The organism is Paeniglutamicibacter gangotriensis Lz1y, from assembly GCF_000348945.1.
In the GTDB taxonomy this organism is placed as follows: Bacteria; Actinomycetota; Actinomycetes; order Actinomycetales; family Micrococcaceae; genus Paeniglutamicibacter; species Paeniglutamicibacter gangotriensis.
This window is the reverse complement of sequence record NZ_AOCK01000003.1, coordinates 374811-401004: the sequence shown is the minus strand read 5'-3', so window position 1 is coordinate 401004 and position 26194 is coordinate 374811. Positions and strand designations below refer to the sequence as shown.

At 63.2% G+C, this 26194-nt stretch carries 24 protein-coding genes and 1 tRNA gene; 16 read left to right on the top strand and 9 right to left on the bottom strand.

Annotated elements, in window-relative coordinates:
- Positions 1-16 precede the first annotated feature (16 nt).
- The 10 genes from ADIAG_RS07020 to ADIAG_RS06975 all read left to right on the top strand — a co-directional run bounded on the left by ADIAG_RS07020 (position 17) and on the right by ADIAG_RS06975 (position 11070).
- Positions 17-1204 (top strand): adenosine deaminase, encoded by a 1188-nt coding sequence (locus ADIAG_RS07020; protein WP_007270640.1) that lies wholly within the window; start codon positions 17-19, stop codon positions 1202-1204.
- A 185-nt stretch (positions 1205-1389) separates the two neighbouring features.
- Positions 1390-2097, top strand: coding sequence for a MazG nucleotide pyrophosphohydrolase domain-containing protein (locus ADIAG_RS07015; RefSeq protein ID WP_007270639.1), 708 nt, complete (start codon positions 1390-1392; stop codon positions 2095-2097).
- 111 nt (positions 2098-2208) lie between these two features.
- Positions 2209-3489 (top strand): phosphopyruvate hydratase, encoded by a 1281-nt coding sequence (eno, locus tag ADIAG_RS07010; protein WP_007270638.1) that lies wholly within the window; start codon positions 2209-2211, stop codon positions 3487-3489.
- 141 nt (positions 3490-3630) lie between these two features.
- A complete protein-coding gene (locus ADIAG_RS20840; protein ID WP_007270637.1) occupies positions 3631-4470 on the top strand; it encodes an FtsB family cell division protein in 840 nt (279 codons plus the stop codon).
- 66 nt (positions 4471-4536) lie between these two features.
- Entirely contained in the window at positions 4537-5244 is a 708-nt protein-coding gene (locus tag ADIAG_RS07000) for a DUF501 domain-containing protein (RefSeq protein WP_007270636.1), read from the top strand.
- Entirely contained in the window at positions 5241-6197 is a 957-nt protein-coding gene (locus ADIAG_RS06995; protein ID WP_007270635.1) for a Ppx/GppA phosphatase family protein, read from the top strand. The genes ADIAG_RS07000 and ADIAG_RS06995 overlap by 4 nt, the downstream gene beginning before the upstream one ends.
- Positions 6198-6243: 46 nt before the next feature.
- Entirely contained in the window at positions 6244-7737 is a 1494-nt protein-coding gene (locus ADIAG_RS06990; RefSeq protein WP_007270634.1) for a S8 family serine peptidase, read from the top strand.
- Between the two features lie 89 nt (positions 7738-7826).
- On the top strand, positions 7827-9200 hold the full coding sequence (locus ADIAG_RS06985; protein ID WP_007270633.1) for an NAD(P)/FAD-dependent oxidoreductase: 1374 nt from the start codon (positions 7827-7829) through the stop codon (positions 9198-9200).
- A 169-nt stretch (positions 9201-9369) separates the two neighbouring features.
- Positions 9370-9450, top strand: a tRNA-Leu gene (locus tag ADIAG_RS06980).
- A 345-nt stretch (positions 9451-9795) separates the two neighbouring features.
- Entirely contained in the window at positions 9796-11070 is a 1275-nt protein-coding gene (locus ADIAG_RS06975) for an ABC transporter substrate-binding protein (RefSeq protein ID WP_007270632.1), read from the top strand.
- 106 nt (positions 11071-11176) lie between these two features.
- On the opposite strand, the gene ADIAG_RS06970 is transcribed toward ADIAG_RS06975, so the two are convergent.
- From ADIAG_RS06970 to ADIAG_RS06955, 4 genes are read right to left on the bottom strand one after another with little or no spacing between them, the layout of a single operon-like run.
- A complete protein-coding gene (locus ADIAG_RS06970; RefSeq protein ID WP_007270631.1) occupies positions 11177-11935 on the bottom strand; it encodes an ABC transporter ATP-binding protein in 759 nt (252 codons plus the stop codon).
- Positions 11932-12972, bottom strand: a complete 1041-nt coding sequence (locus ADIAG_RS06965; protein WP_007270630.1) for an ABC transporter ATP-binding protein — start codon at positions 12970-12972, stop codon at positions 11932-11934. The genes ADIAG_RS06970 and ADIAG_RS06965 overlap by 4 nt, the downstream gene beginning before the upstream one ends.
- Positions 12969-13949, bottom strand: coding sequence for a branched-chain amino acid ABC transporter permease (locus tag ADIAG_RS06960; protein ID WP_007270629.1), 981 nt, complete (start codon positions 13947-13949; stop codon positions 12969-12971). The genes ADIAG_RS06965 and ADIAG_RS06960 overlap by 4 nt, the downstream gene beginning before the upstream one ends.
- A gap of 14 nt (positions 13950-13963) precedes the next feature.
- Entirely contained in the window at positions 13964-15232 is a 1269-nt protein-coding gene (locus ADIAG_RS06955; protein WP_043473951.1) for a branched-chain amino acid ABC transporter permease, read from the bottom strand.
- A 433-nt stretch (positions 15233-15665) separates the two neighbouring features.
- Here ADIAG_RS06955 and ADIAG_RS06950 point away from each other — a divergent pair, with 433 nt between their 5' ends.
- The 3 genes from ADIAG_RS06950 (at position 15666) to ilvA (ending at position 19355) form a co-directional block, all read left to right on the top strand.
- On the top strand, positions 15666-16478 hold the full coding sequence (locus ADIAG_RS06950) for a Bax inhibitor-1/YccA family protein (RefSeq protein ID WP_007270627.1): 813 nt from the start codon (positions 15666-15668) through the stop codon (positions 16476-16478).
- Positions 16479-16682: 204 nt separating this feature from the next.
- On the top strand, positions 16683-17999 hold the full coding sequence (locus tag ADIAG_RS06945) for an AI-2E family transporter (protein WP_007270626.1): 1317 nt from the start codon (positions 16683-16685) through the stop codon (positions 17997-17999).
- A 105-nt stretch (positions 18000-18104) separates the two neighbouring features.
- A complete protein-coding gene (gene ilvA, locus ADIAG_RS06940; protein ID WP_007270625.1) occupies positions 18105-19355 on the top strand; it encodes a threonine ammonia-lyase in 1251 nt (416 codons plus the stop codon).
- Positions 19356-19551: 196 nt separating this feature from the next.
- Here ilvA and greA read toward each other — a convergent pair whose 3' ends face one another.
- Positions 19552-20046: a transcription elongation factor GreA gene (greA, locus tag ADIAG_RS06935; RefSeq protein ID WP_007270624.1), complete on the bottom strand. Its 495-nt coding sequence runs from the start codon at positions 20044-20046 to the stop codon at positions 19552-19554.
- Between the two features lie 273 nt (positions 20047-20319).
- Positions 20320-20658, bottom strand: a complete 339-nt coding sequence (locus ADIAG_RS06930) for a DUF4307 domain-containing protein (RefSeq protein ID WP_051059850.1) — start codon at positions 20656-20658, stop codon at positions 20320-20322.
- Positions 20659-20853: 195 nt separating this feature from the next.
- Between ADIAG_RS06930 and mca the strand changes: the two genes are divergently transcribed.
- Positions 20854-21747: a mycothiol conjugate amidase Mca gene (mca, locus tag ADIAG_RS06925; RefSeq protein ID WP_085940361.1), complete on the top strand. Its 894-nt coding sequence runs from the start codon at positions 20854-20856 to the stop codon at positions 21745-21747.
- Positions 21748-21798: 51 nt separating this feature from the next.
- The gene (locus ADIAG_RS21835) at positions 21799-22062 is read left to right on the top strand and encodes a hypothetical protein (protein WP_007270621.1); all 264 of its coding nucleotides are present in this window, start codon (positions 21799-21801) and stop codon (positions 22060-22062) included.
- A 78-nt stretch (positions 22063-22140) separates the two neighbouring features.
- On the opposite strand, the gene ADIAG_RS06915 is transcribed toward ADIAG_RS21835, so the two are convergent.
- The 3 genes from ADIAG_RS06915 to ADIAG_RS22650 form a co-directional block, all read right to left on the bottom strand.
- A complete protein-coding gene (locus tag ADIAG_RS06915; protein WP_007270620.1) occupies positions 22141-22401 on the bottom strand; it encodes a response regulator transcription factor in 261 nt (86 codons plus the stop codon).
- Between the two features lie 661 nt (positions 22402-23062).
- Positions 23063-23425, bottom strand: coding sequence for a helix-turn-helix domain-containing protein (locus ADIAG_RS06910; protein ID WP_007270619.1), 363 nt, complete (start codon positions 23423-23425; stop codon positions 23063-23065).
- 16 nt (positions 23426-23441) lie between these two features.
- A complete protein-coding gene (locus ADIAG_RS22650) occupies positions 23442-23795 on the bottom strand; it encodes a type II toxin-antitoxin system RelE/ParE family toxin (RefSeq protein WP_200859374.1) in 354 nt (117 codons plus the stop codon).
- Between the two features lie 101 nt (positions 23796-23896).
- On the opposite strand from ADIAG_RS22650, the gene ADIAG_RS06905 reads away from it, so the two are divergent.
- On the top strand, positions 23897-26080 hold the full coding sequence (locus ADIAG_RS06905; RefSeq protein WP_007270618.1) for a thioredoxin domain-containing protein: 2184 nt from the start codon (positions 23897-23899) through the stop codon (positions 26078-26080).
- Positions 26081-26194: the final 114 nt, after the last annotated feature.

Sequence of the window (26194 nt, the reverse complement as noted above, 5' to 3'; positions counted from 1 at the left end):
GCGGGTGACTGATGAAATGATCCACATAGCCTATGACCCTTCCTTCGACTTCCGGGCACTGCCCAAGGTATCGCTGCACGACCACCTCGATGGGGGATTGCGCCCGCAAACCATCATCGAGCTGGCCGCCGCGATAGGACACACGCTGCCCACCACCAATGCCGAGGAGCTCGGTGCCTGGTTCCGTGCCTCGGCCGATTCCGGGTCGCTGGAACGCTACCTGGAAACCTTCGAGCACACCATCGCCGTGATGCAGACCAAGGATGCGCTCAAGCGCGTAGCCGCCGAATTCGTCGAGGACCTCGTCGAGGACGGCGTGGTCTACGGCGAGGTGCGTTGGGCCCCCGAACAGCACCTGCGCGAGGGACTGTCCCTCGATGACGTCGTTGAGGCCGTGCAGCAGGGCCTCGAGGATGCCAGCGAGCGACTGACCGATGCCGGAACCCCGATCCAGGTCGGCCAGCTGATCACCGCGATGCGTCACGCGGACCGTGGAACCGAGATCGCCGAGCTGGCCCTGCGCCACCGTTCGCGCGGCGTGGTCGGCTTCGACATCGCCGGGGCCGAGGACGGCTTCCCGCCCTCGCGCATGAAGGAAGCCTTCGACCTGTTGGCAGAAAACTTCTTCCCCGCCACCGTGCACGCCGGAGAAGCAGCGGGCCTGGACTCCATCAAGGACGCGCTCATCACCGGCCGCGCCCAGCGCTTGGGCCACGGCGTGCGCATCGCCGAGGACATCGAGATCCAGTACGGCGGGCTCGATGACGACGGCGAAGAAGTCGACGAGGATACCGGCCTGGTGAACTTGGGCCCGGTAGCCAACTGGGTCCGCGACCGCGGCATCGCCCTGGAAATCTGCCCGTCTTCCAACCTGCAGACCGGGGCCACCGCCGAATTCGGCGAAGGCATCGAATCGCACCCGGTAGACCTGTTGGTGCAGACTGGCTTCAACGTGACCATCTCCCCGGATAACCGCTTGATGAGCGGCACCACGCTCTCGGACGAGTTCGAGCTCTTGGTGGAGGCCTTCGACTACGACCTCGAGGACCTGCTGGACCTCACGCTGAACGCCGCCGAGGCCGCGTTCCTCCCGTTGGAGGAACGCGAAGCCCTGGTGGACTTCATCAACGAGGCTTACGAGCAGATGACCGAAGAGCAGAACGGCGACGAGTTCGAGGATTTCGACGACGAGGAAGACGACTAACCAGTCGTCCGTTGCGTGGGGAGCGTCAAACCGCAGCCCCGGCACCGACCGCCGGTGCATCGATGCCCGTCTTGGGGCACCGGTGCACCGGCGGTCGGTGTTTAAACCCCGGGCCCGGCACCTGTACGGTCCGATAGTGTTGGTGCGGAGAATCCACTTGGCATCAACGGGGAGAAGGACCATCAGTGAGTGAGCAGGTCGACCGACTGGTTCAGATTATTACCCAGCTGCGTGAGCATTGCGCCTGGACCGCGGCGCTGACCCACCAGTCCCTAATCCAGTACCTGCTGGAGGAGTCCTACGAGCTCACCGAGGCCATCGAGACAGATGCTCCGGATGCCGAGGTGAAAGCCGAACTCGGTGACATCCTGCTGCAGGTTCTTTTGCACGCGTCCATCGGCGCCGAGCGCCGTGCCTTCGACTTTGATTCCGTCGCCGCATTCCTGAGCGCAAAGATGGTTCGCCGCAATACCCACATCTTCCATCCCGATGGCAGCCTCAAGGACAGCTTCCCCGAGTCGATCGCCGAAATCATCGAGTCATGGGACCGTGCCAAGCGTGCCGAAAAACCGCTCAACGAGTCCGCCGTTGCGGGCCTGCCCAAGAACTTGCCCGCCTTGCTTTATGCCCAATCATTTCTAGCCCGCTCCGAACGCCACGCGGCGATCACCGATGCTGCGCCAAATGCTGATGCCATCCAGGGCGGGGAAAATGCGGATTCCTTGGTTCTGCAGGGGGCACCGGTTGCAGGTATTCCGCACAACGAGCAGGAACTCGGTGAGCAACTGCTGGCCCTATGCGACGTGGCCCGGAGCCACGGGCTCGATGCCGAGCGGGCCCTGCGCAACGTCGTATACCAACATCTCGCCCGTGCCGAGGGCGAAAACGCCTGAAACAACATCGTTGACATCCCTGAGTCCACGCTAGGCTGGGGGCAGGCAACGGCGCCTGCGTCATGCAGAACACGTTCGACTATCATCCACACTTTGAAGGAGTACCTTCCCATGGCATTGATTGAAGCCATTCACGCCCGCGAGATCCTCGATTCGCGCGGCAACCCAACCGTTGAGGTTGAGGTCCTGCTTTCCGACGGCTCGATGGGTCGCGCAGCAGTTCCTTCCGGCGCTTCCACCGGTGCTTTCGAAGCAGCAGAGCGCCGCGACGAAGACCCCAAGCGTTACCAGGGCAAGGGTGTTCTCAACGCCGTCAACGCCGTCATCGATGACATCGGTATCGCAGTCGAGGGCTTGGATGCCACCGACCAGCGTGCCCTTGATTCGCTGATGATTGATCTGGACGGCACGCCGAACAAATCCAAGCTCGGCGCCAACGCCATCTTGGGTGTTTCCCTCGCCGTGGCCAACGCCGCAGCCGAGTCCTCGAACCTGCCGCTGTACAAGTACCTGGGCGGTCCGAACGCCCACGTGCTGCCGGTTCCGCTGATGAACATCCTCAACGGCGGCTCACACGCCGACTCCGATGTTGACATCCAGGAATTCATGATCGCCCCGATCGGCGCATCGACCTTCTCCGAAGGCCTGCGCTGGGGAGTTGAGGTCTACCACAACCTCAAGTCCGTGCTGAAGGAAAAGGGCCTGTCCACCGGCCTGGGGGATGAGGGCGGCTTCGCCCCGAACCTGCCCTCCAACCGTGCAGCACTCGAGCTGATCACCGAGGCCATCACCCGCGCCGGCTACACCCCGGGTGAAGACATCGCCATGGCACTGGACGTCGCTTCCTCGGAATTCTTCGAGAACGGCACCTACCAGTTCGAAGGTAAGTCGATTTCGGCGCAGGAAATGAGCGACTACTACGCCAAGCTGGTCGCCGACTTCCCGCTGGTTTCCATCGAAGACCCACTGGACGAAGACGACTGGGAAGGCTGGAAGACCCTCACCGACGCCATCGGTGACAAGGTGCAGCTGGTCGGCGATGACCTGTTCGTCACCAACCCTGAGCGACTGGCCCGCGGCATCGAGTCCGGCACCGCCAACTCGCTGCTGGTGAAGGTCAACCAGATCGGGACCCTGACCGAAACCCTGGACGCCATCTCGATGGCCCAGCGTGCCGGCTACTCCACGATCACCTCGCACCGCTCGGGCGAGACCGAAGATACCGCGATCGCCGACATCTGCGTTGCCACCAACGCCGGGCAGATCAAGACCGGTGCTCCGGCCCGCTCGGAGCGCGTTGCCAAGTACAACCAGTTGCTGCGCATCGAAGAGGAACTCGGCGATGCAGCGGTTTACGCCGGTGCCGGCGCCTTCCCGCGTTTCGGTGCATAACCAGCGGTAATTACACGTAGGCTCGTGGGGGAACTATTCTTGGTTCCCCCACGAGTTTTTGTTTTAACCCCAAAAGCTTGATCCCAAGACACCCCGGGGCCATCCACCAAGGTTTCCGGGCCGAGAGGCACAAGGAGCACGATGGCCACGCGACGTCCTCCCATGCCACGCTCCGGGTCCTCAGGCCGGGACCGGCGGCATGAGGCGAGCCCGGATTCCCCGCAGGATGCAGCAGCATCGGCCAACACGCAGCAGGCCCGGCCCCAGGCCCCCCGACCGCACTCCGCAACCCCTCCGGTGAAGAAACCTGCCGCGAAGCCCACCGCAGACTCTGCGCAACGGCCGAAGGTGGTCCCGCTGGGACCTGTCGACCCCGAGGCCAAAGCGGGCGCGGCGGGCCGTAAACCTGCAGGGACCCCACCGAAGCAGACAACGGCCCATCCTGTGGCAAAGCCCAAGCCGAAGCCTAAAGTGAAGGCCACCGCCTCGCAGCGCCGGATCGAAGACCGTAACCTGCTCTCCGGAGCCGTGCGCAAGGACGAGCGGGCGGCCCAGAAGAGTGAGCGCAAGTCGCCGGCCGGTCCCAAGAAGCCGATCCCGGCCCGCAGCTTCTCCGGCCGCCTGCTGGCGTTGAGCATTGCGCTGTCGGTATTCGCCGTCTTGCTGGTCCCCAGTATCGGCACCTACGCACGGCAGAGCGACGAGATCGCAGCATTGCGCACCTCGATCGACGCTAAGCAGGCCGAACAGGAAGCGCTCAAGGAGCAGATCGCCCGCTGGGACGATCCGCTGTACATCAAGCAGCAGGCTCGCGACCGGATAAACTTGGTCATGCCGGGCGAACGCAACTACATGGTCGTCGGTACCGCACCCGAGGACGTGGATCCCGAAGAGGCCAACCAAAGCCCCGCAGAGGTCCGCGCGGATCTGCCCTGGGTCGATGCGCTCTTTGACTCGGTGCAACGCGCAGCCACCGACTGAGCACCACCCCCAAGAAAACCCTGCCAAGCCCCCCCCATTCATCAACGCGAGGAGATGCTCCCACCTGTGGACGCCGCGAACCAAAACCACGAAGCACTCGATGCAGCAGCACGAGTGCCCAGCGCCCAAGACCTGGAGACCCTTTCCCGCCAACTGAACCGCCCGGTGCGCGATGTGGTGGAGATCGGTGCTAGGTGCACCTGCGGGAACCCGCTGGTGGCCACCACCGCACCCCGGCTCTCCTCGGGGATCCCGTTCCCGACCACCTACTACCTGACGCACCCTGTGATCACCGCAGCTGTCTCGCGCCTAGAAGCAGCGGGACTGATGAATGAGATGAACACCGAACTAGGCGAAGACGCCGTGCTGGCAGCCGGTTATGCCCGCGCCCACGAAGAATACCTGGCGGTGCGCGACGCGATCGGTGAACGTTCAGGCACCGGTGCAGTACCGGAAATTGCCGGGGTGTCCGCCGGTGGCATGCCCACCCGGGTGAAGTGCCTGCACGTATTGGTGGGCCACTCGCTGGCCGCAGGCCCGGGCATCAACCCACTGGGGGACCGAGCACTCGCGGCGATCGCCGAATGGTGGACCACGGATATCTGCCGCTGTGCCGGGGCCTGGGACACCGAAGGTCCGGCACCCAGCCAGGACCGGTCGCGCCACGTCAAGACCCAGGCGGTTGACCCTGCCATCAAACAGGCCGAGCGCAAGGCTGCGCGTGCTGCCCGCGAAGCCGCGGCAGTCGGCACCGACGAAGTCTCCGGCGCATGAGCCGCGTCGCGGCGATCGACTGCGGGACCAACTCGATCCGCCTACTCATTGCCGATCCCCTTGAGACGCCGAATGGTCCGGGCCTGTCCGAGGTGGTGCGTGAAATGCGGATCGTGCGCCTGGGCCAAGGCGTGGATTCCACCGGGGAGCTGGCACCCGAGGCGCTTGAACGCACCTTTGCCGCCATTGACGAGTATGCCGCGCTGATCCGCGAACACGGGGCCGGCTCCATCCGCTTCGTGGCTACCTCGGCGACCCGGGATGCAACAAACCGTGACATCTTTGTCGCCGGGGTCAGGGCACGTCTGGGCGTGGACCCGGAGGTCGTTCCCGGTGAGACGGAAGCGGCACTGTCCTTCGCCGGTGCCACCTCCGTGGCGCCGGCCGCCGCCGGAACACGCATCCTGGTCATCGATCTGGGTGGGGGATCGACGGAGTTCGTCCTAGGCGATGCCCACGGTCCGCTGGCCTCGCGCAGCATGGACATGGGCTGTGTGCGGCTGACCGAACGGTTCTGGGGTGCGCAGCAGCCGACACCGGAAACCCTGGCCGCGGCACGCGCCCAGGTCAACGCGGTGCTGGACACCGTCGAGGAAAGCATTGACTTGGGCAGCGTGGAGAAGATCGTGGGTGTGGCCGGGACCATCACCACATTGACCGCCGCCGCGCTCGGGCTGGAGCACTATGACTCCTCCCTCATCCACGGTGCCGAAACCACGCTCTCCGCATACGAATCGGCCATCGAACTGATACTTGGTGCAGACCGCCAAACCCGTGCCGCACTTGGCTATATGCATCCCGGGCGGGTGGACGTCATTGCCGCAGGCGCCCTGATCTTCGGGTGCATCCTGCAGCGCGTGGCCAGCCGCACTGAGGGCAGGATCACCACTGCCACGGCCTCAGAGCACGATATTCTGGACGGTATTGCCTTGGGCCTTCGCCCGGGACTCTGATAGCAGTAGCTTTCGCCAGCCCCCACGCACCACGCTAGGAGATCACTTGAGCCAACGACTGCGTCGCCTCACGGCCTCGGTCCTGACCCTAGTGCTTGGTCTTGCCGCATTCACAGCCGTGGCCCCCGCAGCCCACGCCGATGCCGCGCGCGAGGGGGAGTGGTGGCTCAAATCCTCGGGGATCACCAAGGCCTGGGAAGTTTCCAAGGGTGCAGGAGTCAAGGTCGCGGTCATTGACACGGGCATCGACTCCGCTCACCCGGACTTGCGCGGCGTGGTCACCGGCGGTACCGACGTTTCCGGGGCGGGTACCCCCGATGGTTCCAAGCCGCTGGGCACCTTGCCCGAGCACGGAACCCTAGTCGGGACGCTGCTGGCAGGCCGCGGGAACAACAAATCGGCGATCGCTGCGGCCAAGGCCGATGCCGAAGCCCAAAAGATTGCTTATGAGCGAGCGGTCGAGACCGCTGAGGAAGAAGAAGAGGACCCGCCCGAGAAGCCCGAGGATATCGAGATCCCCAAGCCGGGCCCGGGTCCGGACGGACTGATCGGGGTGGCGCCGGAAGCCGAGTTGCTATCCGTCTCCCTGTGGATGGGTACCGCGAACCCGGCCGGGATCTCCGTTGAAGAACAGGTGCCGGCGGCCGTGAAATGGGCGGTGGACAACGGGGCCAAGGTCATCAACATCTCCCTGGGCTCCACGCAGCCGGACTGGCCCACCAGTTGGGACACCGCGTTCAAATACGCGGAGGACAAAGACGTGGTCATCGTCGCGGCCGCGGGCAACCGTGCCGGGGGAATGAAGCAAGTTGGTGCGCCGGCAACGATTCCCGGGGTGCTGACGGTGGCGGGCGTCGACCAGAAGGGCAAGGCCAGCGTCGATTCCTCCACCGAGGGAATCAGTATCGGTGTGGCCGCACCGGCCGACCCACTCGTGGGCGGCTTGCCCGGGGGAGGATACGCGGACTGGTCTGGCACCTCGGGTGCCGCGCCATTGGTTGCCGGGGTAGCGGCGATGATCCGCTCCAAATATCCTGATATGAAGGCCCCGCAGGTCATCAACAGAATCCTTGCCACGGCCCGTGAGGCAGGCAAGCCGGGTGTTGATAACCTCTATGGTCACGGCATCTTAGATGCCCACGCCGCACTCACAGCCAAGGTCCCCGAGGTCGAGGCCAACCCGATGAATACCATTACCGAATGGATCAGGGTGCACCGCCGTGGCGCCGAGGTCAGCGCCTCGCCCACCGATGACCCCGCGATTTCCACCGAGAAATCGAACATTAAGCCCATCGCCGCCCCGGCTCCGATCGCACCGGTAGAGAAAAACGCCTTTCTGCCGCCGTTGCTAGTCCTCGGCTCGGCCGGAATACTACTGTTCACGCTGCTCGGGGGGATGGTGCACGTCCTACGTTCCCGGCGCCGGGCAGTGCTGGCCGAATCTGCCAAAAGCGCGACGGTTTCCAAGCTGAAGCTCGGTGAACATGGCGGAGGCAAGGACATTTTCGATGAGCTGCCGGAGTCCGGCCGCGAGGAGTAGGCGCGCACGAAGGACTGTGCTGGTCACCACCCCAAAAAGTGCTAGTGAAGACTTTCACAAACAGTGTTTTTGGGGATAGTATGGGGCATATGCCTATCACTACACAATTTTCCGATCGCCCGCGCACTCTTGTTGTCGGCGGCGGCTACGTTGGACTCTATGTCGCAATGAAGCTGCAGAAGAAGGTCAAGGACCATGGCGGTATCGTCACCGTCGTGGACCCACTGCCGTACATGACCTACCAGCCGTTCCTGCCCGAGGTCGCAGGTGGACAGATCGAACCGCGCCACGTCGTGGTTTCGCACCGTCAGCACCTCAAGCACGCTGAACTGATCACGGGCCGCGTCTCGGCGATCGACCACAAGAACAACAAGGCGGTCGTTGTCCCGGTTGTCGGCGAGCCCTTCGAGCTCGAATACCGCGATGTGGTCATGGCCGCCGGCGCCATCACCCGAACCTTCCCGATCCCGGGCCTGGCAGATTCCGGCATCGGCCTAAAGTCCATCGAGGAAGCCGTTGCCCTGCGCAACAAGATCCTTGAGCGGATCGAATCGGCGTCCCTGATGACCGATGCAGCCGAGCGCAAGCGCGCCCTGAGCTTCGTTGTGGTCGGTGGCGGCTTCGCCGGCATCGAGACCATTGCCGAGATCGAGGACATGGCCCGCCACGCGGCCAAGCTCAACGGTCGCATCGGCAAGGACGAAATGCGCTTCGTCCTGGTTGAAGCCATGGGCCGCATCATGCCCGAGGTGACCGAAGACCAGGCCCTGTGGGTTGTTGACCACCTGCGCAGCCGCGGTATCGAGGTTCTGCTGAATACCTCGCTGGCCGACGCTACCGACGGCAAGCTCGCGTTGATCAACATGCCCGACAAGTCCGCAGCCGAAACCTTCGAATCGGACACGCTGATCTGGACCGCCGGTGTTATGGCTAACCCGATGGTTCGCTCCACCGACTTCCCGATCGAGGCTCGCGGCCGTGTCATGACCGGCACCGACCTGCGCATCACCGGTGAAGACGGCGTAGCCATCGAGGGTGCTTGGGCCGCGGGCGACGTCTCGGCAGTGCCCGATGTCACCGGTGGCCTGCCCGACGGCACCTGCGTCCCGAACGCACAGCACGCGGTTCGTCAGGCCAAGCTGCTCGCGCACAACCTCTACGCAACCCGCTACGGTGTTGGACGCGTCAAGAACTACAAGCACAAGAACCTCGGCGCAGTTGCTGGTTTCGGTGCGAACAAGGGCGTTGCCAAGGTCATGGGTGTCCACCTCAAGGGCTGGCCAGCATGGATGGCTCACCGCGGCTACCACGGCATGGCCATGCCGACCTTCGAGCGCAAGTTCCGCGTCTTGGGCGATTGGATGGTGGCGTTGTTCTTCACCCGCGACACCTTGCAGTTGAACAACCTCGAAAACCCGCGCGCGACCTTCGTTGAGGCCGCAACCCCGAAGCCGCGCGCCTAGCAACAAAGGTCGACCGCGGTGGTGTCGCCGCCACACGGATCCCGGGCCAGTGATAGGCCCACAGCCCGGGGTCTCTCCGTGTGACGGCGGTGCCACGCACCGCCTCCCGTTTCCGGTGTCACGTTCGTTTCTCATTCGTGGAAACGTTCTTGTACGCTTGGTTGGGTAGGCCCCCATGGTGGAATGGTATACACGGCTGACTTAAAATCAGCTGCCGCAAGGCTTGTGGGTTCGAGTCCCACTGGGGGTACAAAAAATCTGGCTCCTACTTCCCGCTGTTTACAGGGAAGTAGGAGCCAGATTTTTTTTGCCGTGGTGACGACTGAGACAGCTTGCGCCCGCGGCCGGACCACTCCCACAGGCCATCCGTGGGTTTCCGGTTAGCCATCGGAGTCAGCGAGGTGTTCCCGACGTACAGAGGTGCGGATGTGGTCGAAGTCCGACTCCCATTTCAGGCCTTTGGCCACTCGTTATAGGCATGTAATCAACCACGCCTTATATTGCGGTGTGATTTACGTTACGTTCCTAGTAGCTGGGGACACTCGGCAGCCGGAAGGGCGCTTGCCTCGAAGGCATACTTTTGAGGAGATACGACATGGTCGCCCATACCCCATCGCGTTTTGCTCGACGAAGTCGCTTTCTAGCCATCGGAGCCGCCCTGGCTCTGACTGCCACTGCCTGCGGCGGCGGAGGCGGTGATGCGACAACCAGCCCCGCGGCGGACTCGGCCGCAGCACCAGCCGGGGACGGGGAGCTCAAACTGGGCACCCTGCTGCCGAACACCGGCGGGCTGTCCTTCTTCGGGCCCCCGATGACTGCAGGTGTGGACCTGGCCGTCGAGGAGATCAATGCGGCAGGCGGCGTCAACGGCAAGGACGCCACTGCGATGCACCGCGATTCGGGTGACACCACGACGAACATTGCCACGCAGTCCAGCACCGAGATGCTGGGGCAGGGAGTCTCGGCGATCATCGGGGCAGCTTCCTCCGGAGTCACTAAGACCGTGATCAACCAGATCACCGGCGCTGGAACGCTCATGATGTCCCCGGCCAACACCTCTCCTGACTTCACGGACTGGGACGACAAGGGCCTGTACTGGCGCACCGCGCCCTCGGATGTCATGCAGGGACGCATCCTCGGCAATGTCATGGTGGGCGAGGGAGCCGCCACCGTGGGGATGATCGTGCTCAACGACGCCTACGGAACGGGACTGGCCAAGAACATCCGAGGCGCCGTCGAAGGTGCCGGCGGCGAGATCGTGGCCGAATCCATGTTCAACGAGGGAGATTCGCAATTTTCCTCGCAGGTGGACGAGGTCGTCGCGGCCAAGCCGGATGCCATTGCCATCCTGAGTTTCGACCAAGCCCGCTCCATCATTCCACTGCTGATCCAGAAGGGCATCAAACCCACGCAGATGTACTTTGTTGACGGCAACGTTACCGATTACTCGAAGGACTTCGACAAGGGGACCCTCAAGGGAGCGAAGGGAACGCAGCCCGGCTCGTTCGCCGCCGAAGATTTCAAGGACCGCCTGGCAACAGTCAATGACAGCCTCAAAGACTGGAACTATGCCGCTGAGTCCTACGATGCCACCACGTTGATTGCCCTCGCCGCCACGGCCGCGAAGTCGGTCGATCCAGCGGCGATTGCCAAGGAACTGGAAAGTGTCTCGCGCGACGGCGAAAAGTGCAACGACTTCGCCACCTGCAAGACGCTTCTCGACGACGGCAAGGACATCGATTACGACGGCATCTCGGGCCCGATCAGCTTCGACGGGAACGGTGACATCACCGAGGGGATCATGGGGATCTTCGAATACGACGAGAACAACGTGCCGCAACCACTGCGCGAGGAGGCCGGAGCCGTCTAGGCCGGCTCCGCAGACCAAGCACCGCCGTGGCGGGACCGATCGGAGGATCGGTCCCGCCACCGTGTGGTGCGATACGCCGGGGTGTTGCCGGCCATCCACACCGGGGTCAATCGGCTTCTTCGCGTTCCACGGTTTCGGCGAGATCGCCGAGATATAGCTGGATGACCTTGGGGTCTTTCATCAGTTCACGTCCCGTGCCCGTGTGTGCATCCCGTCCTTGATCCAGGACATAGGCGCGGTCGCAGATCTGCAGGCAACGCCGGGCGTTCTGTTCGACCATGATCACGCACACACCGGCGCGGTTGATCTCGTGCACCCGCAGGAACGTTTCGTCCTGTTTGACGGGTGAGAGCCCGGCAGAGGGCTCGTCGAGTAGTAGCACTGCAGGTTGCATCATCAGCGCGCGCCCCATGGCCACCATTTGCCGTTCCCCTCCGGAGAGGGAACCCGCGCGTTGGCCCCTGCGCTTTCCCAGCTCGGGGAAAAGCGAGGCGACAAAGTCAAAACGCTCGGCGAAGTCCTTGGGTCGCTGGAACACCCCCATTTGCAGGTTTTCCTCAATTGTCAGGGACGTGAAAACGTTGTTGTTCTGCGGCACGAATCCCAGTCCACGACTGACCAGCTTGTTGGCCTTGAGGCCCGTCAGGTCGTCACCGTGCACCACCACGGTCCCCGAATGCACCTTGACGAGCCCGAACATGGCCTTGAGCAGCGTGGACTTGCCCGCCCCGTTGGGACCGATGATTCCGATGAGCTCGCCCTCGCGGGCCTCGAGATTGCAGCCATTGAGGATGTTGACCCCGGGCAGATAGCCAGCGACCAGATCGGTGACCGTGACAACCGCGGGTTGCAGCGACGTATTCATGGTCTGACCTCCGGTTCGTCAGCGGTGGTGTCCGGGGCGCGAGGGGCAAGCAGTTCGCCGGCGTCTTCGGTGCCTATCACCGATTCCTCGTCTTCGCTCAGGGCATCCTCCAATTGCGCGGTACCCCCGGCCGTTCCCAGGTCCACATCATGGTGGGCACCGAGGTACGCGTCAATGACGGCCGGATCCTTCATGACTTCCCGGGGTGGCCCCTCCGCCACCACACGGCCCTCGGCCATGACGATGACCCAGTCGGCAATGTGCCGCACCACGTGCATATCGTGCTCCACGAACAGCACGGTGGTTCCGCTGGCCTTGAGATTCTTGATGTGGTCAAGCAGCGATTGCGTCAGCGCCGGGTTCACCCCGGCCATCGGCTCATCGAGCATGATCAGCTTCGGGTCGGCCATGAGCGCACGGGCCATTTCCAGGAGCTTGCGTTGGCCGCCGGAGAGGGATGCAGCATACTCCTCACGTTTTTCGGCCAGCTTGAACTTGATCAACAATTCATCGGCGATCGCCGTGAGTTCTTGCTCCCGGGGCTTCCAAAGCCAGGGGAGCAGGGACCGCCAGAGGCTTTCGCCGGGGTGGTCCTGGCCGCCCAACCGCATGTTTTCGATGATCGTCAGCTTGCCCATGACCTTGGTCAGCTGAAAAGTCCGCACCATGCCGAGGCAGGCCACCCGGTGCGGCTGGACCCCCGCCAAATCGTGGCCGTCGAAGGTCCACGAGCCGGCATTTGGGGAGTCGAAGCCGGTGAGGAGGTTGAACAAGGTTGTCTTGCCCGCCCCGTTCGGACCGATCAGCGCCGTGATCTTGTGCCGCGGAATCTCCACATGCTCCACGTCCACGGCGTTCAGCGCACCAAAAGTCCGGCGGACACCGTCGGCCACGATGATCGGGTCGCGCTTCGCGCAGCCCGGCCCGGCAGTGCCCACGGCTATGGGCCGGGCATCGTCCATGTACTGGTTTCCGGGGGCGGAGGCGGGGGAGGTGCCCGCTGCGGGGGAGTCGGCGAATCGGGATGTATCAGTCATGAGAATGCCAGCTCCTTCTTGTTGCCCAGGATCCCTTGGGGACGGAAAATCATCAACAGCATCAACGCGACCCCGACGAGGATGTAGCGCAGCTGGCCCGCCTGGATGCTGGTCAGGAAGGTGATGACGCCCGCATCGATGAGCCCCAGGAGGATGCCCTGGGTCAGGGAGAGCACCACCCAGAAAATCATCGCTCCGAGGACCGAGCCGAAGACCGTGGCCATGCCGCCGAGCAGCAACGCCGTCCAAAGGAAAAACGTGAGTTCGGATCCGTAGTTGGCTGGTTGGACGGCGCCGGTGGGAAGAGTGAAAAGGATGCCGGCCAGAGAACCGAATATCCCACCGATCACTAACGCCTCCATCTTGTACACAAAGATGTTCTTCCCCAGCGACTGCACGGCATTTTCGTCCTCGCGGATTCCCTTCAGGACCCGGCCCCAGGGGCTGCGCATGAGCCCCCACACCGCCAGCGCGCACACCAGCACCAAGCCCCACGCGATGATCGTGATCCAGAGATTGCGTTCATTGAAGCGCAACTGTCCAACGCTGTAGTCACCGGGCGGAATGGGATTGAGGGCAAAGAAGCCGCGTTCAAAGGTCGCCAGCCCGTTGGCCGACCCGGTGACGGCGGTCAACGAGTTGGTGGTGACGATGTACCTGACGATTTCCGCGGCAGCAATAGTCACGATCGCCAGGTAGTCCGCGCGCAGCCGAAGTGTCGGGATGCCCAGCAACAGTGCGAAAAGCACGGAAGCGGCAATGGCCATGAGCAGTGCCAGCGGCAACGGCGCACCGAAGGTGAGCGTGGAGATGGCAAACCCATAAGCCCCGACGGCCATGAACCCGGCCTGGCCGAAGTTCAGCAGCCCGGCATAACCGAAGTGCACGGCCAAGCCCAGGGCGGCCAGTGCGTACGATGCAGTGATGGGGCTGATGATCTGTGTCAGCGCGTTGGTGAAGATCGTTGCGAAGTCCATGTTCCGTTTCCTCTCTAACCCACACGCTCGCCGCGTCCAAGGAGCCCTTGGGGCCTGAACAGCAGCACCAGGATCATGACGGCCAATGCGCCGACGTACTTGAGGTCGGCCTCCAGCCAGATGGTGGAGACCTCGACCATCAGCCCAACGAGTACCGAGCCGAGGAGCGCACCGAAGACCGTGCCGAGACCGCCGAGGGTGACCCCGGCAAAGATCATCAGCAGGATCTGTTGGCCCATGTTGAAGGTGACGCCAGGTCGGTAATAGGCCCAGAGGATCCCGCCGAGGGCGGCAAGCATGCTTCCGACGACCCAGACCATCCGGATGACCTGGTCGACATCGATACCTGACGCCGCGGCCAGTGCCGGGTTATCGGCCACGGCGCGGGTTGCCTTGCCAAACCGCGTCTTGAGCAGCAGCAACGCCACCACGACAATGACCACCAGTGATACCACCAGCGAGATCAAGGTGTTGCGCGAAATCGTGACCCCGACGACCTTCAGCAGCGGGCTTTGCGCCGACGGCAGCTGCTCGGTGGTTCCGCCGAAGAAGAACAAGATGATGTAGCGCATGGCCAACGCCAAGCCGATCGAGACAATCATCATCGGGACCAGTGCTGAGCCCCGGTGCCGCAACGGGCGCCACAATCCCCAGTCCTGCACCCAGCCCAGGACGCCGCCGAGCAGGATGGCGCCCGCGATGGCGACCCAAAGCGGTAAGCCGATGGCGGCGAGGCCGAATGCCGCAACCGCTCCGAAAGTCACCATCTCACCGTGGGCGAAGTTGGTCAGGCCGGTGGTGCCGAAAACAAGCGATAGCCCGACGGCAGTGAGGGCCAGCAGCAGCCCGAAGCTCAGGCCTGCAACCACGCGCTCGGCGAGAACCGCACCGAAGGAAGTTGTTGCGACGGCCGCATTCTCTCCGACCTTGAAGATGACACCCATGTTCGAGGACGTTCCGAATTCCACGATGCGCGGATTTGCTTCGCCTTCGGCAAGGGGCTTTCCCTCGGGCAGGGTGGCCACATCCAGCAACACCTCGTAGGTTCCTTTTTCGGGAACCACAATGACCCACCTGCCGTTGGCGTCGGTGGTGACCTCCGCGCTGAAGCCCGTGCTTGAGGTGGCGACGATGCGGACCTCGGGCACGGGGTCGCTACCGTCACGCAGGGTTCCACGAATGGAGAACTCCTGCTGTTGCATGGGGGCGTGCACTTGGAAGGAGGGGTTGGGTGAGGCTGCCGCAGCAGACGGAGCGAGTGTCGCGGCGAATAAAGCACCCACGAAGATTCCCAGGACGACCACGAACTTCCCAGCTGCCGATCTGGCTTGACGAAGCACGATGTAAGCCCTTTCGTCGTTGTCCGCCCCATGGACACAATGGCCAACCGGATTTTATGTGGCCCATGTCACCTTTGTTGCCAATCGTAATGCCAAGAACGCTGAAAGAAACATGTAGTGGGCCACGTGATTGCCGATTTACGTAACGTTCCGGTCAAGGCCCGCCGTTGCTGGCCGAGGCATTCGTAGTGAAAAGTGGGTCGGGGGCGGCAGTGCTGATGCAGGGAGCGGCGCCATTATCCAGAGATGCGCGGGGCCAAAGCAGTGAACTGTTTGTTTATTCCTAAGAAAGGTGCTGTTTTAGGGATTTTTTGGTCCGCTTCGTGCGTTGAACCAACGTAGGCTATTAACTGACAACCCTACCGAGGAGAAACATATGGCCCTGGGCGGAAACCCGGTCTTCAATTCCAAGAATTACCGCGAGCAGACCCGTGCGGCCGGCGCAACGGGTGGCGCGTCCACGACTTATGCTCAACCGATGAGCTCGCAGGCCTTGCAGGACATGTATTCGCAGCCGTCCGCATCGCCGCAGCAAACCGGCCGCATGACCTACGGCGATGTCATCAACAAGACGATGGTGACCCTCGGCCTAGTTCTCATTGGCGCAGCCATCGGCTGGACGCTGCCGGGCCTGATGCTCGTCGGCGCAATAGTCGGCTTGGTCCTTGGTCTGGTTAATGCCTTCAAGCGCCAGCCTTCGCCGGTGCTGATCATGCTGTACGCAGGGTTCGAAGGCATCTTCCTCGGCGGACTGTCCGGCTTCTTTGAAAACATGTACCCAGGAATCGCCGTACAGGCGGTCTTGGCGACCTTCTCGGTCTTCGCCGTGACTCTGGTGCTCTACCGTTCCGGTAAATACCGCGCCACCCCCAAGATGACCCGCATGTTCTTCATCGCAATGATCGGCTACGGCGTCTTCTCGCTGCTGAACTTCGTGCTGATGATGACCGGCACCATCGACGGCATGTTCGGCATGCGCAGCGGCCTGCTGGGGCTAGGAATCGGCGTGCTGGCGGTCTTGCTGGCCACCTACGCACTGGTTCTGGACTTCACGAACATCACCGAGGGCGTCCGCCAGGGAGCCCCAGCCAAGATGGCCTGGTCGGCCGCCTTCGGCCTGACCGTGACGTTGATCTGGCTCTACGTCGAGATTCTGCGCATTTTGGCCATCCTGCGTGGCGACGACTAGTCAATCTGCTGTATCACCGCGGGGCGGTACCCATGATATGGGTACCGCCCCGCGTTTTTTGTGCAATATGTGCGTCATCTATGCCGCGCGTGCATCTTTCAAGGGATAGCGTATGTTTATGGCATTGACAGGCACCAAATGTGCGAGCGGGATAGCGGCGCGCAACGGCGCGCAATATCTCCCCCTTCCGCAGGGAGTCGGCGCATGAAGCTGCCACGGGCCCTCAGGCGCCTTGCCGAGGCCACCGAAGCCATGCAGGAAAGTGCCCAGGCTGCCAAACAGCGCCTTGCGTTAGGGGCACCTGCGCAAGAACCTCCAGCAAGTGCCTACACCGAACATGCCGCGGCTGAGGACCTGCCCTACGGAGTCCGAATTGCCGCGTCCTGGTCTTGGCGTCTGATCGTCATCGTGCTGGCCGTCGGCATCATCGTATGGCTTCTCTCGCATGTCGCGCTGTTGGCGATTTCCCTGGCGATCGCGGCGCTGCTGGCTGGGCTGCTCAGCCCACTGGTCACGTTCATGGTCCGTGCCTTGCGCTTCCACAAGGGTCTTGCCGTGGGAGTGACCATGATTGGTTTCCTGGGCCTGCTTGTTGGGGGACTATCGATCGTTGGCCAGCGTTTGGCCACGGGATTCGCGTCGCTCTGGGCCCAAGCCCTGACCGGAGTCAGCCAGATCCAGCGCTGGCTCGCCACCGGCCCCCTCGGGCTGAGCAACCAAGACCTGGACAGGCTCTTCCAAGACGCCCTGAACCAGCTCAAGAACAACTCCTCATCGATCCTCTCGGGTGCACTGTCCTGGGGCAGCACGCTTGGCCATCTGGTGGCGGGGTTGCTGCTGGTGCTTTTCTCCCTGATCTTCCTGCTGCTTGATGGGCCACGGATCGGACGCTTCTTCATCAACCTGCTGCCGCGCAGGGCGCGCGCCGCAGCGCACGGCGCCGGGCATCGTGGCTGGGGCTCGATGGTGTCCTACGTGCGCGTCCAGCTCTTTGTCGCTTTCATCGACGCGGTGGGCATCGGAGTGGGCGCGCTGATCCTCGGCGTGCCCCTAGCCTTACCACTGGGTGTCCTGGTGTTCATCGGATCCTTCATTCCTGTGGTCGGCGCGCTGGTCACCGGGGCAGTAGCGATCCTGTTGGCACTGGTGGCCAATGGCTGGGTCAACGCCTTGATCATGATGTTGGTGGTCTTGTTCGTCCAGCAGGCAGAATCCCATATCCTGCAACCACTGGTCATGGGCAAGGCAGTCAGCCTGCACCCCTTGGCAGTGGTCATGGCAGTAACCGGCGGCTCCCTTGTCGGCGGCATCCCCGGCGCGCTGTTCGCCGTCCCCGTCTTGGCCGTGTCCAATACCGTGGTCAAGTACATTGCCGACCGCAGCTGGGAAAATGATCCGCTCTTTGACCCCGGCACCCCTGAACTTGCGGCCGCCAGCGGCCCACGAATTACCAAGCCGGGCCGCATCGCGGAACCGGCTCCCGCCGACCTTGACGGAGAAGAACCAGACCCAGGTTCCTGATCCGCACCAACGCACCGGTCATCCCCGGTCCAAGGTCCGGCCATCGAATGCTTCAATCCCTAGATTGCACCCGCGTGAGACCACGCCGAGAAGAAAGCCTCTCCCATGATCCAGAAGACTCAACTCCCGGTGATCCTGTCCGACATCGAAGCGGCCCGTGACCTGCTAGAGGGCGTGGCCGTCCGCACGCCGATGGAGCACTCCCGCGCGCTGTCGTTGGACATTGGTTCCGAGGTCTACCTGAAGTGCGAGAACCTGCAGCGTGCCGGTTCCTTCAAGGTCCGCGGTGCGTATGTGCGCATGGCCAAACTGACCATGGAGGAGCGTGCCCGCGGCGTCGTCGCAGCTTCGGCCGGAAACCATGCCCAGGGCGTAGCCCAGGCGGCACGGCGGCTGGGCATCCAGGCGCGTATCTACATGCCCTTAGGTGTGGCGCTGCCCAAGCTCACGGCCACCCGCGACCACGGGGCCGAGGTCATCCTGCACGGACACAATGTTGACGAAGCGCTGGCGGAGGCCGAACGCTACGCCACCGCAACCGGTGCGGTGTTCGTGCACCCCTTCGACAACCCCGACATCATTGCCGGGCAAGGCACCATTGGGTTGGAGATCCTGGAGCAGCTTCCTGACGTCGACGCCGTACTGATGGGTGTGGGCGGCGGCGGCCTGCTGGCAGGGGTTGCTGTGGCCATCAAATCCCGTGCCAAGGAGCTGGGCCGCGATATCAAGATCATCGGAGTGCAGGCCGAGAACGCCGCGGCCTACCCTCCCTCTCTCGCTGCTGATGCCTTGGTGCCGCTAGACACCGTGCGCACCATCGCCGATGGCATCGCCGTGGGACGCCCCGGCCAGCTGCCGTTCCAAATCATCCGGGAGCTTGTTGACGAAGTGGTCACGGTCTCCGAGGATGGACTGGCACGCGCGCTGGTCTTCCTGATGGAACGTTCCAAGCTCGTGGTCGAACCTGCCGGAGCTGTCGGTGTCGCCGCGCTGCTCGAAGGCAAGCTCGAAGAACTGGGTCTGAACCCGGCAAAGACGGTGGTGGTGCTCTCCGGAGGAAACATCGACCCGCTACTGATGCTCAAGGTCATCCAGCGTGGCCTCTCGGCGGCCGGCCGCTACCTCACCGTGCGGATGATGCTTGATGACCGTCCCGGCGAGCTGGCGACGATCTCACGGGTGATCGCCGAATCCGATGCCAATGTGACCCGCCTGGACCACACCCGTGTGGGTGGATCGTTGTCCATGGGGGACGTGGCGATCACCATCGACATGGAGACCAAGGGCCACGCCCACTCGGAGATGGTGCTGAACAATTTGCGTGCCGAAGGCTTCCAGCCCATGATCATGGGCTGATTTCCTCGGGCCGACGTAATGGCCCTCGTTCCCTTACATGCTTGCAGCGTGACGGGAACGAGGGCCATTATCTTGTCCCGGTGGATCCGCTCGGGCGCAGAAAGACTGATGGCCGCCGGCGCCGCCACCAGAAACGGTGGGGGAGCGGGCGGCCATGAGGAGCATTTGCCGCGCACCAAGGTGCGGGGCAAAAATGCTAGACGCTGTAAGGCTTGCAGGAAACGAGCTTGACGCTGATTTCCTTGCCGTTCGGCGCGGTGTAGCTGAGGGTGTCTCCGGCCTTGGCGCCGTGGACTGCCGTGCCGATCGGGGACTTCTCCGAGTAAACTTCCAGATCCGAATCTCCGGCGACTTCGCGGCTGCCGAAGAGGAAAGTGGTCTTGTCGCCAGCGATGATGGCTTCGACCAGCATGCCCGGCTCGACGATTCCATCGTCGGCAGGAGCCTCGCCCACGTGTGCACGGCGCAGGAGGTCCTTGAGGTACGAAATACGCGCCTCGGCCTTGCCCTGCTCTTCCTTGGCGGCGTGGTAGCCACCGTTCTCCTTGAGGTCGCCCTCGGAACGTGCCTGCTCAATGCGGTCAACGATCTCGGCACGGCCAGGGCCCGAAAGGTGCTCAAGCTCGCCAGCCAGACGGTCGTAGGCTTCCTGGGTCAGCCAAACAACTGGTTCGTGATTGGTCGTGGTCACGGGGTACTCCTTGTGTAATCAGGGCCGTTACCCCCTGGGGGAACAACATGCCGAGACGGTCTCGCTCGATGATGCGATGAACATCTAGCAAGCAAAGACCCCGCACAGCCTGTGATGAACTTTGTCCGTCACGGTCTGCAGCGGGGCAATAACGTATTAGAAAGATATTAGCCGCCATTGGGCTATTTGCCCAAGGGGTTGAGCTTTTGGCGTAGTGGCGCGTCGCTACGACTTCATAAATCGCAGTGAAACCTTACAAGGCTCACGAAGTGCTCAGGAGACCTTGAGGACCCGACATTCCTCGATGCCAACAGTGGTCGCAAGGGCCTCGGTGCGCAAGTTCACGTTGTGACGCTGGGTCGTGGAGCCCTTGCCCTCGGACGGGCCGACAATCAGGGTCTTCCAGCCCACGATGGCATAGGACTCGTTCATGGCTCGCACCTCGCATTGCACGGTGTCTTCGGCATTCTTGGTGATGTCGACGATGGCAGTGGATTGGGTGTTGGAGAGAACCTCGAAGGAGTTGTCGCTGAACTGCACACTCGAATGGTTGGCCATCGCCAGATAGAAAGCGGCAACCATCGACAAGCCTAGGGCTCCGATGATCAACATCAAACGTGTTCGCTTGGAGAGACCTCGCTTGGGCGAACCGTACCTATTAGTTAAGCTGGACAATGGCGCCTCTTTCGATTCGTGGGCGTCGCGGCCGGGAAATCATCCCTACCAGTCTAAGCCTTGGCAAAGGGAACCCTTAACCGAGCATACGAACTTGGAGTTACCTTGGTGGAAGATCGACACGTGGAACACATCGTTGACTCATCGGGTCTGCGTTTGCTGGCGGTCCATGCACACCCTGACGATGAATCTTCAAAGGGTTCGGCCACTATGGCCGCGTACGTCGCCGCCGGGGCACGGGTGATGGTCGCATCATGCACCGGAGGGGAACGCGGTGACATCCTCAACGCCGCAGTGGGCGAGCTGGCCCACGCCCACCGTGACCTCGCAGGTGTCCGCCGCACGGAAATGGCCGAAGCTGCGGCCGTGCTGGGCGTTGAACACCGCTGGCTCGGATTTGTCGACTCGGGTCTGCCCGAGGGAGACCCGCTGCCGGAGCTTCCTTTCGGTGCTTTTGCACTCCAACCGCTGGACCGCGCTGCAGCCCCGCTGATCAAGCTGATCCGCGAGTTCAAGCCGCACGTGATCATCGCGTACGACGAGAACGGTGGCTACCCGCACCCGGACCACATCCAGGCGCACAAGATCGCCATGTATGCGTACGCGGAAGCGTCGAAGGCCGACAGCTCCCCGGAACTCGGTGAGCCCTGGGAGACCTCCAAGTTGTACTACGACCGTGCCTTCTCCCCGGAGCGTTTCAAGACCCTGCACTACGCCATGCTTGAGGCGGGGATCGACTCGCCCTATGCCGAACGTATTGCGGCGTGGGAAGAGCACCCGGAGGGCCAGATCTTCGGGTGGGTTTCGCCACACGAAACCACCACGCAGATCCACTGCGCCGACTTCTATAAACATCGCGATCTGGCGCTGCTGGCCCACCGCACGCAGATCGACCCCACCGGTTTCTTCTTTGCCGTGCCCGAAGCGATCTACGCCAAGGCCTGGCCATGGGAGGACTTCACCCTGATCAAGTCCTCGGTTCCGACCACACTCCCAGAGACCGATCTGTTTGCCGGTCTAAGATAGGTAGCGAGTCGGTGAATCCGGCCCCCAACTTTTTGAGAAAGAGCCCCGCGCGTGTATTCGTTCCTGCTGTACGCAGCCTCTGTCAGTCCGTCCCCGGTTCCAGCCGCTGACGCCGCCGATTCCGCTGTCCCCGGATTCGCAAGTTTTGTGGCCACGGCCGCGGTCGTGATCATCACGATCTTCCTGATCCGTGACATGACCCGCCGGATTCGCCGGGTCCGCTACCGGGGCGAGGCCCAGGCCCTCCAGCAGGAGCTGGTGGAAAAGGGCAAGGAGATCCAGCCCGACGAACCGGGCGACACCCCCGCGCGCTAGGCGCTCCAGCCGACTCACGTCTGGACCCCATGGAGATCTCTCCGTGAGGACCCTTGCCGTGCCCGGCCGCCCGCGAGTTCAGGAACCAGGCGGAACCAAACCCGCCTGGTGAGCCACGACCGCGGCCTGCACCTGGTTCCCCGCCCCCAGCTTGAGCAGGATCGCCGAGACGTGACCCTTGACTGTGTCCTCGGTCAGATGCACGCGGGAACCGATCTGGGCATTTGAAAAGCCGGCTCCCAGCAAGATGAGCACATCGGTTTCCCTGACGCTCAGCTGTGCCGTGGCCTCGCGGGCCACCCTCGGGGCACGGACATCGACAGCGCAGGGTCGGTCCACAACCGCCGCGCCGCGCGCGGTGACTGATAGGCGACACCGAGGCCATGGCCTTGACCCCGGGGATCGGCCTTACGGGAGCCGCGCTGGCGGTGCTGGACGCCCGGACGCTGGATGTTCCTGGGCGTAGGGTACGCGGCGGTGCTGGGCCGCTACAGCTGACCCCGCGGGTCTGGCCCTCCGATGGGCTACCTCAGGCGCGTTTCTAGCTTGTCCAGGAATCTTCACGGCTTGGGTTACACCGCTCTTGCTGTCGACAAGCACAACGCTTTCAGTAGGCCCTCCCGTAGCAGGGCGGTATCTCCTCCTGGCTGCACCGGACCGGCGCACATGATCCGGATCCAGCCTCAGGGCGGGTCGATCTCGCTGAAACCGAACAGCCCGCCGGCGTTTTTGCGGGGCCGCGGTCGCGTGATCCGTGGTGGCCAGGCACCGGCAGCTTGCCGTAATGGGCCCGGGGTTCGGCAGCGAAGGTCATGAACAATGGCTCGGTATCTTCAAATGAAACCCCGCATGTGCCGTGCGACGATTCGGCACGATGACCCTCGAGCCCGTCTTAGCGCAGCTGGGGAGCCATAGCACTGCAGCGTCAGGTAAGGATTGGGCCGGCGCTGGCGAGAAGTGACCCTGAAACCAAGCGCCACGTGGAAGGCGAAGATCTGGTCTATATCTGCGCACGGATGCGTCGGAATGACCTGGGGAAGCGTTGCTGGAGCTGGTGTCGGGCGATCTGAACGCGAACGTCACCGTTCACGTACTCGATGGTGAGGTTTCCACCGACGGCTTCCATATAGCCACGAACGGTCCCGAACTTGGAGTTCTTCAAATTTCCGTGCTCGATCTTGGAGAGCTGGCGCTGTGATACGCCAATCCGGGCGGCGCCTTGCTCTTGCGTCAGTCCTGCAACTTCACGCAGCTCACGGAGCCGGTAGGCGCGGACCTCCGCAAGCATCCGTTTCTTGTGTGCCTCGACTCGTTCCAAGTCCACGGGGTGCTCTGCGAGGAAGCCGTTTAGTGACATTGCCATGACGGTCATTTTCCTTTCAATGAGCGTAGGTGGTCGTCGAACAAGTCGTCAGCCACGGGGATGTTTTTCTTGTACCATCGATCCCAGTTTCCGGCATTGTCTCCCGCAACGAACATGATCGCTTGTCGCTTGTCGCTTGTCGCTTGGGGTCGAAGGCGAAAAGAGCGCGAAGCTCAGATCTACCAGAAGAACCCGGTCGAAGTTCCTTCATGTTCGCGTATTTAGAATCAGTCACGCTATCCACGATGGGTCGGCCTAGCTGTGGGCCGCGGTCCTCCAAGAGCCGGATGGCGGCAACGACCTGCTCCCGAGAATCGACGTCCAGTGAAGCGAGCCACTCTGCGATCAGCCCAACGTCAACGCTCCACATGCCTTCGCTTCGGAACCTCTAGGTTCTAAGGCCAAGGATCCGGTAGATGCTCGTTTTCCTGGGCCCTGACCAGAAGAACCAATGTGGGGGAGACTGGAGACATGGGACAACGAATCGCCTCCAGCGCCTCCGCCTACTTGCGCCAGCATGCCCACCAACCGGTGGACTGGTGGCCCTACGGTGATGAAGCGTTTGCCGAGGCGGCTGCGCGCGATGTCCCGGTCTTCTTATCCATTGGCTACGCCGCCTGCCACTGGTGCCACGTGATGGCAGGCGAATCCTTTGACGATCCGGTGCTGGCTCAGTACCTGAACGATAACTTCGTGCCGATCAAAATCGACCGGGAAGAGCACCCGGCAGTGGATGAGGCCTACATGGCTGTCACCCAAACCCTCACCGGGGCCGGCGGCTGGCCCATGAGCGTGTTCACCCTTCCCGATGGCCGGGGAATCCATGCCGGAACCTACTTCCCGCCGACCCCGAGGCCGGGCACGCCCTCCTTCGGCCAAGTCCTGGAGGCTGTCACCGATGCGTGGGTCAACCGGAGGGACCAATTGGAGCTACAGGCGACCACCCTGGCCGAGCACCTGGCAGCGGTTGCCGCGGGCCAGTCCAAGATGTTCTCCCGCCCCTTGCCGTTGCCCACCAGTAGTGCCGGAGCCGGGCTGGAACCGCTGGTCTCCGCCGCGGTGCACAAGCTCGCCTCGCTTGCCGATCCCAGCGGAGGGTTCTCCCCGGCTCCGAAGTTCCCGCCAAGCGCCGTGCTTGATTTCCTGTTGCGTGCCGGACTGGGCCTGGGCCCGGCAGCGGTCCAGGCCACGAAGCTGGCCACCGATACCCTCGAAACCATGGCGCTCGGTGCCCTCGCCGATCACATTGGTGGAGGCTTTGTCCGGTACTGCGTGGACCCCGGGTGGAAGATCCCGCACTTCGAGAAGATGCTCTACGACAACGCCCAACTGCTGGGCCTCTACGCCCGGGCAGCGGTGCAACTGCCGGATCCTGACATCGCGAAGCTCTCCCGCGTTTCCGCCTTGGGTATCTATCGGTGGTTGAAAGAGGACATGCTGTTGGCCTCGGGCGGCTTCGCGTCCTCCCTGGACGCCGATGCCGTGATGCCCGATGGCTCCCACCATGAGGGTGCCACCTACGTCTTCTCCCGCACCGAGGTCACCCGGGTGCTCGGCCCGCCCAGCACCGGGGTGTTCTGGTCGTTGTGGGATGGGGCAGCGCTTCCGGCCGAGGCCGGGGCGAGGACAATCCTGGAGGCGGACGAGGTGCCGATGACCATCGCGTTCTCCCGGACACCGGACATCCATCAATGGCCGGAACTATCCAGGTCGCTGGAAGCGCTGGGTGCAGCACGGGCGCAGCGGGTGCAACCGGAACGCGACGAGAAAGTCGTGGCCGGGTGGAACGGGCTCGCCATTGCCTCCCTGGCCGAGGCCTCGGTGTTACTGCGCGCCCCGGAAATGCTCCAGCTGGCACTCACCGCTGCCACCTACCTCCAGGCCGTGCACTGGGTCCCCGCTTCCGGCGACACCGAGGCGGTGCTGCACCGCATCAGCCACCAAGGAACAGCGAGCACCTCGACCGAGGCCGTGCTGGAGGACTACGCGGCCGTGGCGCTGGGCTTCGAGAAGCTCGGGGTCGCAACCGGCGATACGACGTGGTTCGCCCGCGCCGATGCGGTTCTGGACCGTGCCGTGGAACTATTCCTCGTCGACGGCAAGCCACGTGACAGCGCAGCTAACGACCCCCGGGTGAAGGCAACCCGTGGCGGTGCCACCAGCGCCGAAGCCTTGGACGACGCGGTCCCGGCCGGAACCTCGCTGTTGGCCGCGGCCCTGCTGGATAGAGCCGGCAGAATGCAGTTGGCAGCAGACGGCCAGGGCAACGGGTTCGCCCGCAGCGAGGAGGATCTGGAGTTGGTGCGCGTGCTACTGGGATTTGTTCCCGCGCTCGCCGAGCGCGCTCCGCATGCAGTGGGCAGTGCCCTGGGGGTTGCGGTCCGCTTCGTCCACGGCTCCAGCACGGAGCTGGTGGTTTCGGGCGGAACCGGTGAGAAGCGTGCCGCTGCGGTCCGCCTGGGCATGCTGGCCGGTGTTGCCCAGCTCGGAAATGGAGGCGGGAAGCTGCTGATGAACGCGTATCCGGCCGGCCCCAAGAGCCAACTGCGGCTCTATGTCTGCCGCGGAGGAGTCTGCCACGCGCCAGTCAGTGACTTGGCCTCGTTGGCGGCACTGATAGTTCCGGGTATTTCACGAAGTCTGCTCGGACACTAGCGCCCACGTTGCTGGGGGGCCAAAGAGGACGGAACACACCAGGATTCCTGCAAGCAGCCCAATGGATGCCGGCACGTCAGAAGGCCATGAGTACCGCTGGTGAATCATTTGAAC